Here is a 14,071-nt window from a genome sequence, read left to right as displayed (position 1 = left end):
TTTCGCCCCATTGACGACCACTATATTTCTTTATAATTATTTTACAATCATATGGTTATACCAATAATTTGTTTACTATCCAGTTTTAGAGATATAGTAAAACCGCCTACACTTAGTAAAAAAAAAGCTAAAATTGATAAAGTTTAATAAAATAAAGAATAATGACACTTCTTCACGCTTTCTACATATTTGCCTGCTAAATTTAACTTGCACACAAAGTAGCTACACAGCTATAAATATTGGACATAAAATTAATGGAACTTTATCTTTTTTTGCAAAAATGTGATGCCATTCCACTTTTTCATTAATATTTATGTTTAAATTGTATCATTAAAGCAATAGTATATTTGCTTAGTTAGTCTTTTAGACTCGAAATCATGTAGGGGCGTATCAATGCGAGCATTAAAATTAAAAAAAACACTATGCTTAAGTCTATTTTTGGCATGTTCAGTCCAGTTCGGGCATGCTGCTGCAATTAAAGAAAGCAGTAACATAAAAACGATTGATAAATCGACCTCATCTTCACTTATCGGCAAGGCGCTGGATCAGCAAAAACGCAACATCAGTATGATTCCAGCGACAGATGATGAATTGAAAATGCTGAACACCATCCGCACCACGCCAACACAGAATTTCTTTGCAACGCAGAACCAGCGTTTTTCACGTTTTGTGCAGAGCCTGTTCCAGCAGCAAAATTCCTGATTTTTTAAATATGTAGTCCCCTTGCATGTTTAAATGAGCCTAGTCATGTCGTGACTAGGCTTTTTCGTTATAATAGTGTCAATTTTATTTTAAAAACTCATTTCTCTATGAAAGTTCGTACCCGTATTGCTCCTTCTCCTACAGGCTTTCCGCATGTAGGCACTGCATATATTGCGCTGTTCAACCTGTGTTTTGCCAAACAGCATGGTGGTGAGTTCATTCTCCGTATTGAGGATACTGACCAGCTTCGCTCAACACCAGAATCTGAAAAGATGATTCTGGACTCTTTGCGCTGGCTGGGTCTAAACTGGTCGGAAGGTCCTGATGTTGGCGGGCCGCATGCGCCTTACCGCCAGTCGGAACGGATGGGAATCTATAAGCAGTATGCTCTGGAATTGATTGAAAAAGGTCATGCTTTCTACTGTTTTGCAACCGCGGAAGAACTTGACCAGATGCGTGCGGAACAGCAGGCGCGTGGCGAAACACCAAAATATGATGGTCGTGGGCTAAAATTATCTCAGCAAGAAGTGGAACGTCGTCTTGCTGCGGGCGAGCCCCATGTGATCCGCATGAAAGTCCCTGAACACGGTGTATGTAAGATCAATGACCTGTTGCGTGGTGAAGTGGAGATTCCATGGGCACAGGTGGACATGCAGGTATTGTTAAAAACTGATGGCTTGCCGACCTACCACCTTGCCAATGTGGTTGACGATCACCTGATGGAAATCACCCATGTATTGCGTGGTGAGGAATGGCTACCTTCCGCACCAAAGCACCAGTTACTGTATCAATATTTTGGCTGGGACATGCCAACCCTGTGCCACATGCCTTTATTGCGTAACCCAGACAAATCAAAATTGTCTAAACGCAAAAATCCAACCTCCATCAACTATTATCGCGACATTGGCGTGTTACCAGAAGCTCTACTCAACTATTTAGGCCGTATGGGCTGGTCAATGCCAGATGAGCGTGAGGTGTTCACCTTAGGGGAAATGGTGGAAAACTTTGATGTACAGCGTGTTTCACTGGGTGGTCCAATCTTTGATGTTGAAAAACTCAACTGGCTGAATGGTCAATGGATCAAGGCACTGACTCCTGGACAATTGCTGGACCGTTTACTGGCATGGAAAAATGACCGTCAAACGCTGGAAGATATTGCCGCCGCCATTCAGCCACGTATTAACCTGTTGTCTGAAGCAGTAAACTGGGCAGGTTTCTATTTTAACCACATGCCTCAAATTAGCAAGGAGCAGTTTGAAAGCAAGAAATTGTCTGAAGAACAGGTTCGCCAAAGTCTACAGTTTGCCATTTGGCGTCTGGAAAGCCAGTTCACCTGGAACAATGACACAGTCAGCCAGACCCTGATGGACCTGGCAAACCAGATGGAAGTGAAGCTGCGTGACTTCATGCCTGCATTCTTTATTGCGATTGCAGGTTCAACCAGCTCCACGCCTGTCATGCAATCCATGGTGACTATTGGGCCTGACCTGACCTTTGCCCGTCTACGCCATGCGCTTGAGATTATTGGCTCTCCAAGCAAGAAAGAACTGAAAGTTTGGGAAAAGTTGAATGAAACGCTGAAATTGCCGAAAAATGATGCAAACAGTGAAAATTAATTCAATCTAATCATTGACGTGTGATGGCAATCCCCCTAAGATTGCTGTCACACATACTGGGGTCATAGCTCAGTTGGTAGAGCGCTACAATGGCATTGTAGAGGTCAGCGGTTCGATCCCGCTTGACTCCACCAAGTTTCTTATGTGTATTTTTCATCTGCGCCATGCAGATAAATGACTGCCTCACCTGTCCCTATCGTCTAGAGGCCTAGGACATCGCCCTTTCACGGCGGTAACCGGGGTTCGAATCCCCGTAGGGACGCCATATTCTGTTTATCCAATAATTATACTTTTCTCTCAATCTTTCCATTATTCAGATTGCACATTTCCGAATTTTCCATAAAATAGCCGCTTCTCCATGCCTGGACAAATTGTGCTATGCAATCTTCCAACTCAAATGCGAATTCAGAAACCAAGGCACTGAAACGTGCGATGAGTACCCGCCATTTAGTCATGCTTTCTTTAGGTGGTGCAATTGGTACAGGTCTATTTCTTGGTTCTGGTGAAGTCATCGCCCAAACAGGTCCAGTAGCTGCCATCATTGCCTATATTTTAGGTGGCCTGATCGCCTATATGGTCATGCTCTGTCTAGGTGAACTGGCGGTACACATGCCTGTAGCGGGTTCCTTTGGTGCATATGCGCAAAAATACATTGGTCCAGGTACGGGATACATGATTTCCTGGGTCTACTGGCTGACATGGACCGCAACCCTAGGGACCGAATTTACGGCTGCGGCCTTGCTGATGCAGGAGTGGTTTCCACATATTTCCATGTGGATCTGGACCATTATCTTTGCCATCACCATTTTTGCATTAAACCTCAGCTCAACCCGTATTTTTGCTGAATCTGAATTTTGGCTGGCACTGGTTAAGGTGGTGACTGTGGTTGCCTTTATTATCCTGGGTTTGCTGGCAATTTTCAGCCTGATTCCTTTCCACGGTGCCGAGTCTGCCCCCTTATTCCACAACCTTACTGCACAAGGCTGGTTTCCTCAGGGACTGGTTCCAATTTTCACCACCATGCTGATTGTAAACTTTGCCTTTTCAGGCACTGAACTGATTGGAGTGGCAGCAGGTGAAACCAAAGACCCTGCGGTGAATGTGCCAAAAGCCATCAACGCCGCAATCTGGCGGTTACTGATTTTCTTTGTCGGCACCATCGTGGTGATTAGTGCCTTATTGCCATTTCAGGTTGCAGGCCTGGGTGGTGAAAGTGTAAGCAACAGTCCTTTTGTGACTGTGTTTAACTACATTGGTATTCCTTATGCCGATGACATTATGCGCTTCGTGATTATTACCGCACTGTTGTCTGCCGCCAATTCTGGTCTGTATGCAGCATCACGGATGATGTGGTCATTGTCCGCCCAGCGCCAGCTTCCACAGGTGTTCTCACGCCTGTCAAGTAGCGGCACACCTATAATCGCGCTGGTGGTCACTATGTTTGGTGCAATTCCAGGACTATTATCAGAGCATTTTGCCCCTGAAACCATTTTTAAGAATTTACTCGGTATTGCCGCTTTTACTATGGTGATTGTGTGGATGAGCATCTGCTGGAGTCAGTTCAACTTTAGACGTGCATGGTACAAGGCTGGTCACTCCGCAAAAGACCTCAAGTTTGCTGCGCCACTTTATCCGATTGTTCCGATTTTGGGTTTTGTCTTCTGCTTTATTACAGGTTTAAGTATGGCGGCAGATCCTGAAATGCAGGCTGGCTTTATCGGATGTTTACTGTTTATTGCAGCCTGTTATCTCAGCCATTATATTTTCTATCGTGACCGTACATAAAATTGGCTCAATAAAAATGCACTTGCACTTCGCCAAAGCTTCAATCGCTTTGGCTTGCTCAAGTTGCATTTTTTATCTCCATAAAAGGTGATTTGGCTGAAACAACTGACCTTAAAACCATTTTTGCTTATTTATTCCGCACAACGCTTTATTTTTAGACACCCACAAGATTTTTTTAGATTTTCTTTAGAAAAGTGTTTGACACCCTATGCAATTCAACCTAATATACGCCCACCTCTGAAACGTCCCTATCGTCTAGAGGCCTAGGACATCGCCCTTTCACGGCGGTAACCGGGGTTCGAATCCCCGTAGGGACGCCAAATTCTAAAAAAGCCACTGCATTGACAGTGGCTTTTTTATTGGACATATGCAATTTACAGGGCGTATACAATACGCCCCTACCCTAATCTGTTCCGATGCCAACCTGTACTTCCAGCCGTCCTGACTGTACCCGTAAGCCACGGATCTCAAACTGGTCCACCAGTTGCTGTACCAGCTCACGGCTTTCCTGCAAAATGTTCAAACCAGGCAGGATGCTAAAATCAGACAGACTGAGCAGTTTATCAACCATCCATGAACGGTTGTTAATGAAGTCAATAAAGCCCGCTTCCTCAAGGTCGATATACCATAAACGATGCCCCTCTTTCTGGATGCCTGGCACATCACGGATCAGGTGATTAATTAAAAAGGGAATCGGCAAGGAATTAATGACTTCAAAGCTGACATTACCCACCCGACGTGCCGCCCAGTTGGTTAGCGTGCCACCATGACGGATTTGCAGGTCCAGATGTTCATCAATCTGGCGTAAACGCAGATACTTTTCCTGACCAATGCGACATTCCAGCACATTGAACTCAAGTGAAAGACGATAGAGAAAACGGCGGTAATGCCCGTCCAGTTCAATGTGAAAACGGTCATTGCCACATTCCACCTTGATATCATCAATTTCCGCCCGATTGATGCGTTTACGCAATTGGCTGTTCAATAACATTTCAGGCAAATACAGGGTAATTGCCCCCTTACCCAGAGATGCCCTCGCCATTGCCAGTGCAACCTGACGTGCTGCCTCACTAGTCTCGGAAACCATGTCACGCACGGAGTTACGCATTCCCTCCACTCCCCGTTTGGTATGGTGAGTCACATGATCCAGGGCAGCGTCTGCGACACCTGCTATGTTACGGGATGTGTCAGTGGCAAACTCAACCGCATCCTGCGCGTGTTGCAGGGTCTTGTTGATCAGCCGACGTGACAGCGATGGTTTTTCACCCGATTCATCTGAGTCTGCTGGCATAATATCAAACATTGCCTTTTTATCATCTTGTCGATTCAAGATGTTCTCCCTCTTCCCTTTCTTACTGGCCCATTTCTATGGGCTACACTCTACTTTCTAAACTTATTCAACGTTTTTTCTAGATTAGCATGCAACGCATGGCAAATTGCGTCTTTTTGTTGCGTAACTTCAAATTATTTAATGCACCAGACATACAATCTCTAATAAAAAAAACGTTACTTTTCATCTTCTTTGATAGATGTGGTTTCAGGCTGTTCTGGTCGTACCCACACCTGTTCCAGACGGATGGTTTTATACTTTTCCAAAGCCTGCTGGAGTAACTCGATCTTTTCTTTCGCCTCCTCAAGCTGAAAATAAACAATTTCCCTCAGCGCCACCCATGCAGCCTGCATCCTGTAAAAATCATTGCCCTTTTCCAGTTTTTGCTGCATCCAGTTAAACAGACCCTGAGCCCGCTGCTGCTGTTCAAACTGATAGGCAAACAGCCCACTTGATAGTGCTCCCTCAATCGTCTGTTCACTTAACAAACCTTGTAGCTGCTGCAATCGTTTAGTTTGTTGCTCAAGGTAAGTCTTTAACACATCCTGATGGAACCACTGGGCAAATGCAGTCATTTCTGCAACCACCACATCCCGCTGCTCATATAAGGCCGTTCTTTCAGGATGGTGTTTATCCAGGCGAATATCGCCTAGATAGGCCATTAAGCCATGCTCCAGAATGGTCTGGATTGAACCGAGATTTAAACAGCTCTCATGCAATGCCTCTGTATTGGTCAGTGTTGTTGTTAATTGCTCGGGTTGGTTCAATAATTTCAAAATATCAGGATTGGCCTGAACAGCAAGCCATAAACGCCCAAGTTGTTGTTCAGCATTATCCTGTGTGATTGTCGAATCATTTTCAGGATTTAAAATACGTTTTAACGCTGCCTGCATGTTATGTGAATAAACCAGGCTCGCAACAATGATCTGATCCATTAAAAGCTGGGGCGCACTGGCAATCACATCCTGACTATAAGGAAGATGCAACTCTCTTCCACCCAGTATTCCTCCCAAGGATTTCCCCAGTGAATTTAAACCACGTCCAACATCCGCCAGAATATTGGTTTCAGTTGCCCGTGTCTGCAAGATGTTGGCGGGTAACAACAGGCCCACTGCCCGTTGCAACAGCATGGCATGGGTTTTCTGGTCAATCACTTTGCCAGATTGGTTTAACAACTCAACTGCATATTCCACATCACTCAGCTGTGGCTTATATTCAGGCTGGTTCCGCTTAAGCAGGCAGTCGATATAGCCATAAAAGGCAACTTCATTGCGCTGGGTGGATTGTTGCGCTGCCCATTCATATTGCGTGATGGCCTGCCTATATTGCCCTGCACCTGCATAGGACTTCGCCAGTGCCACCGCATGCTGGGCACTTGGATATTTCTGCTGAAAATGATGAAGCAAATCCAGTTTAGGCTGCTGGTCCAAACATAGGTCGAGTTGACGCAAATAGAGGTTGATTTGCTGCTGAGTGGGTTGTGGCGTAATGAAGTTTAGTCGATACATCAGGCACTGTTCATACCAGGCATATTTTCTGGCATGGCTTTCATAGGCAGGAATAAACTCATCCTCAACCAATTGAATCAGTTGTGTTGAATACAGAATGTCCTCTTCTGTCTCATGTCTGAATTTCCACTCTTTTGGCAAAGACATCTTAAAGAGCCGTAAAAAGAAGTTGGCACTGAGATCAGGACTTTCCATACTCACCAGCATCAACTTGTCCTGAGTGGAAAGATGTTCCTTTCCCTTTGCAATCCGAGACAAACGCAATTTTAACAGCTTCGTTGGGAGCATAGTTCTGTTACATTTTGTACTTATATAAAAGTAAAATATCACGAGCTGACTGAGTTCAGCAAAAGTTTATGATCACTGTCATGCTGATTTGCTAATAAAGTACATATTAGCCCACGTACCCTACAAAATTAAGAAAAAGACTGCCGCTATTCGACAGATGCAGCAATGGCGTTGATGAATATCATTGATAAACATCCTGATATTTTGACCAGTTAATATAAAAAAGCCATTACATCTAGAGTAGTAATAGCTTTTTATCAGTTTAAATCAATAATTTGTATAACGAAATCCTTGTGACTCCATACAATCGCTGACCATTGCATTTCTCTCATTTTGCTCTACTTTGGCAGCTCGTACTTCATAACGGCATTTTGCCAATGTGCTATTCATATCAAATGGAGTTATGCCTGCTTTTCGCCACATCGGTTGAGCCGAAGAACAACCAACAAATGTACTCATCGCCAAAATCATGCCAATAGCTAAAATACTTACCTTCATCAAAACCCCCATAAATCGGAACAAAATATACGAATATCGTAATTTTACGTAAACCGTAAAAACATTCAACATTAAATATACGAATTTCGTAACTTTTACAATGTATGGCATGCTGGAATGATTGAAGATACAAAAGCATGATTTTGTAGAAGATTAAAAACAACACGTAAATTCAAAAAAATTTCACAAGAACAATTAGGCATTACCATTGGTTTAGATGAATCCTGTCCCAGTGCTAGAATCAGCCGCTACGAAAATGGCATCCATACCATTGAGTACAATACAGCCGAAAGAATTGCTCAGGTTCTGGATGTACCCTTAGCTTATTTTTATGCCGATACCGAAGAATTCGCTGAATTGACCAACATCTTTGATCATCAGGATCATGAGAGACAGCAGCGGCTTTTGAACTTTGCACGCAGTTTAGGGAATTAAAATTCTCCCATTTCTGCTTTTGCATAATTTTAGTTAAAATAGCCAAAACACTATAGGAATCCTCTATGCAATACCGTTGCCCTAAATGTCTAAGCGTGAAAATTATGCCTGTCAGTCAGGGTGCCAACAGCCCTCGTCCCAACGTACCAAAAAGCCTGGTGCTTCTCGTTCCCGCCATTTTTATTTTACTGGTTTTGGTGCTGATCAGTGTTGGGATGTGGGTTTTTGGTAATGGTGCAGGACAAACACTGCAAATCGCAACCGTTGCGGTATTTGGTGTCTGTGTAATTGCAGGTGTTCTGTTCTGGCGTGATCTGCCAGATTTTAAAATCTCCATGCAGGCCTTTATGCAGGCACAAAAGCACTGGAAATGCCGTGACTGCAATCACCAATGGCAGAATTAAACCACATAAAAGAAGTAGGTTTCACATCAGCTTAATGCTGATGTGAATGACCATGTTCCTCATCTTCATCATGTTGATGCGTATGCTGACAATTCATTTCAGCATCATCTTCAATTTGTAAGGTCACCTCGGCAATACCATGCTCGTGCGATAGCATCTCTGCTGCGGCATAATGCAGCTGTTTTCGGTCAGCATTTGGCGCGAACAGATGTACAGTCAGGTGAATATTTTTTGAAGTGATCGCCCAGACTTTCAATTGATGGATACTTTCAACCCCATCCAGCGCCAGTAAGTCATTACGCAGCTTTTCAATATCCACCTCTTCAGGCACACCCTCCAGCAAAATATTAATACTTTGCTTAAGCAGAATCCATGTTCTTGGCAACACCCAGAAACCAATCGCAACTGCAATAATGGTATCGACCCAATACCAGTTGGTGAAATAGATGATCACCGCACCAATAATGACACCCAGGGAACCCAAAGCATCACTGAGCACTTCTAAATAAGCACCTTTCATGTTCAAACTTTCAGTTGCACTCGACATCAAAATTTTCATTGAGATCAGGTTAATCACCAATCCAATTGATGCAACAATCAGCATCCCCAAACTCTGAATTTCAGGCGGCTGGGTAAAACGCTGGTAGGCCTCATAAAGAATATACATCGCCACAAAAAACAGCATAGAGGCATTAAACAATGCCGCCAAGATTTCAAAACGCTGATAACCAAATGTGCGTTTATTATCTGCTGGACGTTTAGCGATTTTAATCGCAGCCAAAGCAATCGCGAGTGCTGCCGCATCAGTAAACATATGCGCTGCATCGGACAGCAATGCCAAACTTTGTGTAATTAAACCCGCAATAACTTCGACGATTAAAAATGTTGTTGTCAGCACCAACGCAATCGTCAATTTTTTTGCGTTGCCTTCAGTAACTACAGCATAACTATGATCATGCCCTTGATGTCCACTCATGTTGGACTCCTTATCATTATCGGCGTAAAACCCATAGGGGTTTTACAAGTCAGCCAAAGTTGAAATGCTTTGGCTGGTTTAGTTTCTTCTTAATAAAATGCTTTACTAAGAAGATAGCATAAATGGATTAGATTGCGGTTTCCTGACTTTTTGCTTCCTTAGCTTCATTCATCCAGCGATAAACTACAGGCAAAATCAGCAAGGTCAGCAAAGTCGATGAAATAATTCCACCAATCACTACCGTTGCCAATGGACGCTGCACCTCTGCACCAGTACCAGTCGCAATTGCCATTGGAATAAAGCCAAGCGAAGCAACAAAAGCCGTCATTAATACAGGACGTAATCTTAAGATTGCTCCCTGCCATGTGGCTTTATGCACATCAAACTGCTCACGAAGTTCTTTAATAAAACTCAGCATCACAAGACCATTCAATACAGCGACACCTGACAGTGCGATGAATCCCACACCTGCCGACATTGACAGTGGAATATCCCGAAGCCAAAGTGCAACCAAACCACCAGACAATGCGAATGGCACGCCGCTAAAGACCAATAAACTTTCTTTAAAGTTATGGAACACAGCCATCAATAAAACAAAGATGGTAATTAACGCGAGTGGAATCACGATCTGCATACGTGCTGCAGCAGAAGCCAAATTCTCAAACTGCCCACCATATTCCAACCAATATCCCGCAGGCAAAGGTTGTTGTTTAAGGGTTGCTTGTAACTCTTGGACAAATGAACCCAAATCACGCCCTTCCACATTGGCAGTCACAATGACACGACGTTTACCATTTTCACGTCCGACCTGATTCATACCTGAAATGGTTTCCACCTTGGCAATATCTTGCAACTGGATCAAACCACCATTCGGCAATTGAATAGGTAACTGCGCTAAGTTCTGTGCTGTGCGTTGTTCATCGGGTAAACGGATTTCAAAATCAAAACGGCGGTCACCTTGTAAAATCTGACCGACATTCTGACCACCGACACTCGCTGCAACAACATCTTGAATCGATTTCACAGATAAGCCATATTGCGCTGCAAGTGCATTATTGATATCGACATTGAGTACAGGCAAGCCCGTCGTTTGCTCAACCTTAACTGCAGTCGCTCCCGAGATTTTCTGGACTTGTTGCGCAATTGTCTGTGCTTGAGTATTCAGCACATCCATATCATCGCCAAAGACTTTGATCCCGACATCACTACGTACACCTGAGATCAATTCATTAAAACGTAGTTCAATCGGTTGTGAAAACTCACTGTTGTTGCCTGGAATATTTTCCAGAAATGCCTGCATCCGTGTCCGTAACTCATCAATAGTTTCCTTTGGATTTTCCCACTGATCTCGTGGTTTTAATAAAATCACCGCATCGGAAATATTGGGTGGCATTACATCCGTTGCAACTTCAGCCGTACCTGTTCGAGCAAAAACAGCTTTAACTTCTGAGAAATTCTTTAAGATTAGTTTTTCAGTGTTTTCCTGCATTCTTAAAGATTGTTCCAAACCTGTACTTGGAGAGCGCATTTGCTGTAAAGCAAAATCCCCTTCACTCAATTGTGGTGCAAACTCACTACCAATTTGCGTGGTCAATACACCAGTCAAAACTAAAATACTCACCGCTAAAGTCACAACCACCATCTTAAATTGATATGCCCAATCTAGGATTTGTTGATATTTTCTTTTTAGCGCTTGCATCCAACGAGATTCTTTTTCTTTCACCTCACCTGTAATAAATAACGCCACAGCCGCTGGAACAAAAGTCACCGACAAAATCATCGCACCCAGCAATGCCATTACCACCGTCATTGCCATTGGATGGAACATTTTCGCTTCTACACCTGTCAAAGCAAAAATGGGTAGATACACCACCATAATAATGGCCTGACCAAACAGGAGTGGTTTACGTGCTTGCTTGGCTGCCAAAAAGACTTCTTTAAAGCGTTCTTGTCTTGTTAATAATCGCCCTGCATGATGTTGGGCTTCTGCGAGCCGTCGAATACAGTTTTCGACAATCACTACCGCACCATCGACAATAATCCCGAAGTCTAATGCGCCTAGACTCATCAAATTGGCACTAATATTTTGCTCAGCCATTCCTGTTAATGTAAACAACATCGAAAGCGGAATGACACAGGCAGTAATTAAAGCTGCACGAAAATTACCTAAGAACACAAAGAGAATCACGATGACGAGGATCGCACCTTCAACCAAGTTCTTCTGAACCGTTTTGATGGCTTTATTGACTAAACTGGTACGATCATAAACCGTTTCAATTTCAACCCCTTTGGGTAAAGTCGGCTGAATTTCTTGAATTTTTGCATCTACCGCTTGGGCAACGGTACGACTGTTTTCGCCCATCATCATCATGGCGATACCTAATACCGTTTCTTCGCCATTATAGGTTGCAGCACCTGTACGTAAATCATGCCCAATCGCAACCGTTGCAATATCGGCTACACGTATAGGTAAACCATTTTTGACACTTACGGTAATATTTTGGATATCTTCAACAGTGCTCAACATGCCCGGAACACGGACAGTAAGCTGCTGACCATTTTCCTCAATAAATCCCGCACCACGGTTTTCATTATTTTCCTGTAGAGCTGTTTGAAACTCTGTCAGTGAAATTTGAAGCTGCTGCAAACGTTTTAAATCAGGAGAAACGATATAGGTTTTGTTGTAACCACCAATACTATTGATTTCAGCTACACCTTTCACTCGCTGCAATTGCGGACGCACAATCCAGTCTTGGATCTCGCGCAAATCCATAGCAGTATATGGCGTACCATCTTCTTTTTTGGCATCAGGTTTAGCTTTAATCACCCACTGGTAAATTTCGCCCAAGCCCGTAGAAACAGGTGACATGAGTGGATCAACTGCATCTGGCAACTGCCCATCGGCTTCTTGCAAACGTTGATTAATTAACTGTCTCGCCCAGTAAATATCAGTGCCATCTTTGAAAATAATAGTGACTTGCGATAAACCATAACGTGAAATTGAACGAGTTTGCTCTAAGTTTGGAATCCCTGCCATGGCGGTTTCAATCGGATAGGTAATCCGCTGTTCTACCTCTAAGGCAGTATAACCATTCGCTTGGGTATTAATTTGTACTTGAGTATTGGTAATATCAGGAACTGCATCTATCGGAAGCTTTTGATAGCTCCAAATACCAACTGCAATCCACGTCATCACAAATAGCATCACCCAAATGGCATTACGAATCGAAAATTGAATCAATCGATCAAATAAACCTTCAGGCTTGGGGAATTGAGGAGAGTTAATGCCCATGTTCAGCCTCCCCTTTTTCAAGTTCTGATTTCAACAAGAAACTACCTGTTGCTACATAAGACTGGCCCGCACTCAAACCTTGGGTAATTTCGACCCATTGTCCATCTTGGGTACGTTGACCGATCTGAACAGGAATCGCTTTGAAATCAAAACCCTTTTTCTGATTCGGTTGGGCAACGAAAACGACATCTTTACCGTCCACCTGCTGAATCGCTTCAGAACTTACGCGAATTGCAGATGTTTTTGAACCTGCTTGCAATTCAACATTCACCATCAAGTTTGGACGTAATTCAGTTGCATTTGACAGCACTTTGGCACGAATCTGTAAACGACCTGTTTGTGCATCTGCTTCAGTCGTTAAACTTTGGACTTGGGCATTAAACAGATTGCCTGTTTGCAGTGATTTAAATCGAATCTGCTGATTGGGCTGTACATTGATATTTGCCATAGTCGGCAACACAAATTCCAACCAAAGTTGATCTAACTGATCAATGGTAAATAGTTGATCTGCAAGTTGAACATTTTCACCAATGACAATGTCTTTATTACTAATCACACCACTGATCGGTGCAGTTAGCGTATAGCGACCACTTGAACCAGAAGCTGCACCAAAGGCGCTAAGACGCGAACGGGCTGCCTGCACCTGAATCTGTGCTTGACGATAAGCATTGTAGGCACGTTGATAATCTTGTTTGGCAGAAATACCTTGAGACCATAAACTACGTTCACGCTCATAATCCTGCTTTGCCAGCTCCAGATTGGTCTGGGCAATTTGTAAATTGGCCTGTTGATCCACCAAATCAGGAACAAGCAGATTTGCCAAAGCCTGACCACGTTTCACTTGCTGACCCAACTCAACGTAGACCGATTCAACCCGACCTGCAAAGCTTGGAGAAACATGCGCCTGACGATCGGTATTCACCACCAGTTTTGCAGGAAACGTTTGAACCTGATTCACTTCACCCAATGTCACTTGTGCCAATTTGACACGATGCTGCTGCATTTGCTCTGCGGTTAAACTAAGGCTTTCTTCAGCCTCATGTTCCTCGCCATTTTCATCATGAGCAGATTCAGCTTTTTCACTTTCCTGATGAGCATGTTCTTGTTCACCCTGTGCAGCACTTTCAGCAGTTTTGCTCTTGTTATTCCACAATAGTCCGACTGCCAAAAGTATCGTCAGTACGGCAATCACCACAATCCAAAGCCACTGAGAAGGTGTTTTTTGTTTGATATTCAT

10 protein-coding genes, 3 tRNA genes and 1 pseudogene are annotated in these 14,071 nt (G+C 43.5%); 8 read left to right on the top strand and 6 right to left on the bottom strand.

The window, feature by feature from the left end:
• Nucleotides 1-393: 393 nt before the first annotated feature.
• The 6 genes from F973_RS05405 (at nt 394) to F973_RS05380 (ending at nt 4,423) form a co-directional block, all read left to right on the top strand.
• On the top strand, nt 394-702 hold the full coding sequence (locus F973_RS05405) for a hypothetical protein (protein WP_004683432.1): 309 nt from the start codon (nt 394-396) through the stop codon (nt 700-702).
• A gap of 107 nt (nt 703-809) precedes the next feature.
• A complete protein-coding gene (gltX, locus tag F973_RS05400) occupies nt 810-2,318 on the top strand; it encodes a glutamate--tRNA ligase (protein ID WP_034432349.1) in 1,509 nt (502 codons plus the stop codon).
• Nucleotides 2,319-2,376: 58 nt separating this feature from the next.
• Nucleotides 2,377-2,452 (top strand) — tRNA-Ala (locus F973_RS05395).
• 55 nt (nt 2,453-2,507) lie between these two features.
• Nucleotides 2,508-2,583, top strand: a tRNA-Glu gene (locus F973_RS05390).
• A 113-nt stretch (nt 2,584-2,696) separates the two neighbouring features.
• Nucleotides 2,697-4,103: an amino acid permease gene (locus tag F973_RS05385; protein ID WP_004760514.1), complete on the top strand. Its 1,407-nt coding sequence runs from the start codon at nt 2,697-2,699 to the stop codon at nt 4,101-4,103.
• A gap of 244 nt (nt 4,104-4,347) precedes the next feature.
• Nucleotides 4,348-4,423: transfer RNA gene (locus tag F973_RS05380), tRNA-Glu, on the top strand.
• 83 nt (nt 4,424-4,506) lie between these two features.
• Here F973_RS05380 and F973_RS05375 read toward each other — a convergent pair.
• From F973_RS05375 to F973_RS05365, 3 genes are all read right to left on the bottom strand, one after another.
• Nucleotides 4,507-5,433 carry a hypothetical protein gene (locus F973_RS05375; RefSeq protein WP_004760513.1) on the bottom strand — a complete coding sequence of 309 codons (927 nt, stop codon included), beginning with the start codon at nt 5,431-5,433 and terminating at the stop codon, nt 4,507-4,509.
• Nucleotides 5,434-5,609: 176 nt separating this feature from the next.
• On the bottom strand, nt 5,610-7,229 hold the full coding sequence (locus F973_RS05370) for a hypothetical protein (protein ID WP_004760512.1): 1,620 nt from the start codon (nt 7,227-7,229) through the stop codon (nt 5,610-5,612).
• Between the two features lie 267 nt (nt 7,230-7,496).
• The gene (locus tag F973_RS05365; RefSeq protein WP_034432345.1) at nt 7,497-7,727 is read right to left on the bottom strand and encodes a hypothetical protein; all 231 of its coding nucleotides are present in this window, start codon (nt 7,725-7,727) and stop codon (nt 7,497-7,499) included.
• Nucleotides 7,728-7,886: 159 nt separating this feature from the next.
• Between F973_RS05365 and F973_RS15590 the strand changes: the two are divergent.
• Both F973_RS15590 and F973_RS05355 read left to right on the top strand, forming a co-directional pair.
• A pseudogene (locus tag F973_RS15590) lies at nt 7,887-8,162 on the top strand (helix-turn-helix domain-containing protein); the annotation flags it as partial.
• A 65-nt stretch (nt 8,163-8,227) separates the two neighbouring features.
• Nucleotides 8,228-8,566 (top strand): hypothetical protein, encoded by a 339-nt coding sequence (locus F973_RS05355; RefSeq protein ID WP_004760510.1) that lies wholly within the window; start codon nt 8,228-8,230, stop codon nt 8,564-8,566.
• A gap of 31 nt (nt 8,567-8,597) precedes the next feature.
• On the opposite strand, the gene F973_RS05350 is transcribed toward F973_RS05355, so the two are convergent.
• The 3 genes from F973_RS05350 to F973_RS05340 all read right to left on the bottom strand — a co-directional run bounded on the left by F973_RS05350 (nt 8,598) and on the right by F973_RS05340 (nt 14,071).
• A complete protein-coding gene (locus F973_RS05350) occupies nt 8,598-9,542 on the bottom strand; it encodes a cation diffusion facilitator family transporter (protein ID WP_004760509.1) in 945 nt (314 codons plus the stop codon).
• Nucleotides 9,543-9,669: 127 nt separating this feature from the next.
• Nucleotides 9,670-12,834, bottom strand: coding sequence for an efflux RND transporter permease subunit (locus F973_RS05345; protein ID WP_004760508.1), 3,165 nt, complete (start codon nt 12,832-12,834; stop codon nt 9,670-9,672).
• Complete coding sequence (locus F973_RS05340) at nt 12,824-14,071, bottom strand: efflux RND transporter periplasmic adaptor subunit (protein ID WP_004760506.1); 1,248 nt, start codon at nt 14,069-14,071, stop codon at nt 12,824-12,826. Before F973_RS05340 ends, F973_RS05345 begins: the two co-directional genes overlap by 11 nt.

This window comes from Acinetobacter sp. CIP 102129, assembly GCF_000368305.1.
Lineage (GTDB): Bacteria > Pseudomonadota > Gammaproteobacteria > Pseudomonadales > Moraxellaceae > Acinetobacter > Acinetobacter parvus.
The sequence above is the reverse complement of the archived record's forward strand: the minus strand, read 5'-3'. Positions and strand labels throughout refer to the sequence as shown.

Excerpts from the sequence above, each read along its gene's own strand:
- F973_RS05405 (WP_004683432.1), top strand. The coding sequence starts at position 394 with ATGCGAGCATTAAAATTAAAAAAAACACTATGCTTAAGTCTATTTTTG.
- gltX (WP_034432349.1), top strand. The coding sequence starts at position 810 with ATGAAAGTTCGTACCCGTATTGCTCCTTCTCCTACAGGCTTTCCGCAT.
- F973_RS05385 (WP_004760514.1), top strand. The coding sequence starts at position 2,697 with ATGCAATCTTCCAACTCAAATGCGAATTCAGAAACCAAGGCACTGAAA.
- F973_RS05370 (WP_004760512.1), bottom strand. The coding sequence starts at position 7,229 with ATGCTCCCAACGAAGCTGTTAAAATTGCGTTTGTCTCGGATTGCAAAG.
- F973_RS05365 (WP_034432345.1), bottom strand. The coding sequence starts at position 7,727 with ATGAAGGTAAGTATTTTAGCTATTGGCATGATTTTGGCGATGAGTACA.
- F973_RS05355 (WP_004760510.1), top strand. The coding sequence starts at position 8,228 with ATGCAATACCGTTGCCCTAAATGTCTAAGCGTGAAAATTATGCCTGTC.
- F973_RS05350 (WP_004760509.1), bottom strand. The coding sequence starts at position 9,542 with ATGAGTGGACATCAAGGGCATGATCATAGTTATGCTGTAGTTACTGAA.
- F973_RS05345 (WP_004760508.1), bottom strand. The coding sequence starts at position 12,834 with ATGGGCATTAACTCTCCTCAATTCCCCAAGCCTGAAGGTTTATTTGAT.
- F973_RS05340 (WP_004760506.1), bottom strand. The coding sequence starts at position 14,071 with ATGAATATCAAACAAAAAACACCTTCTCAGTGGCTTTGGATTGTGGTG.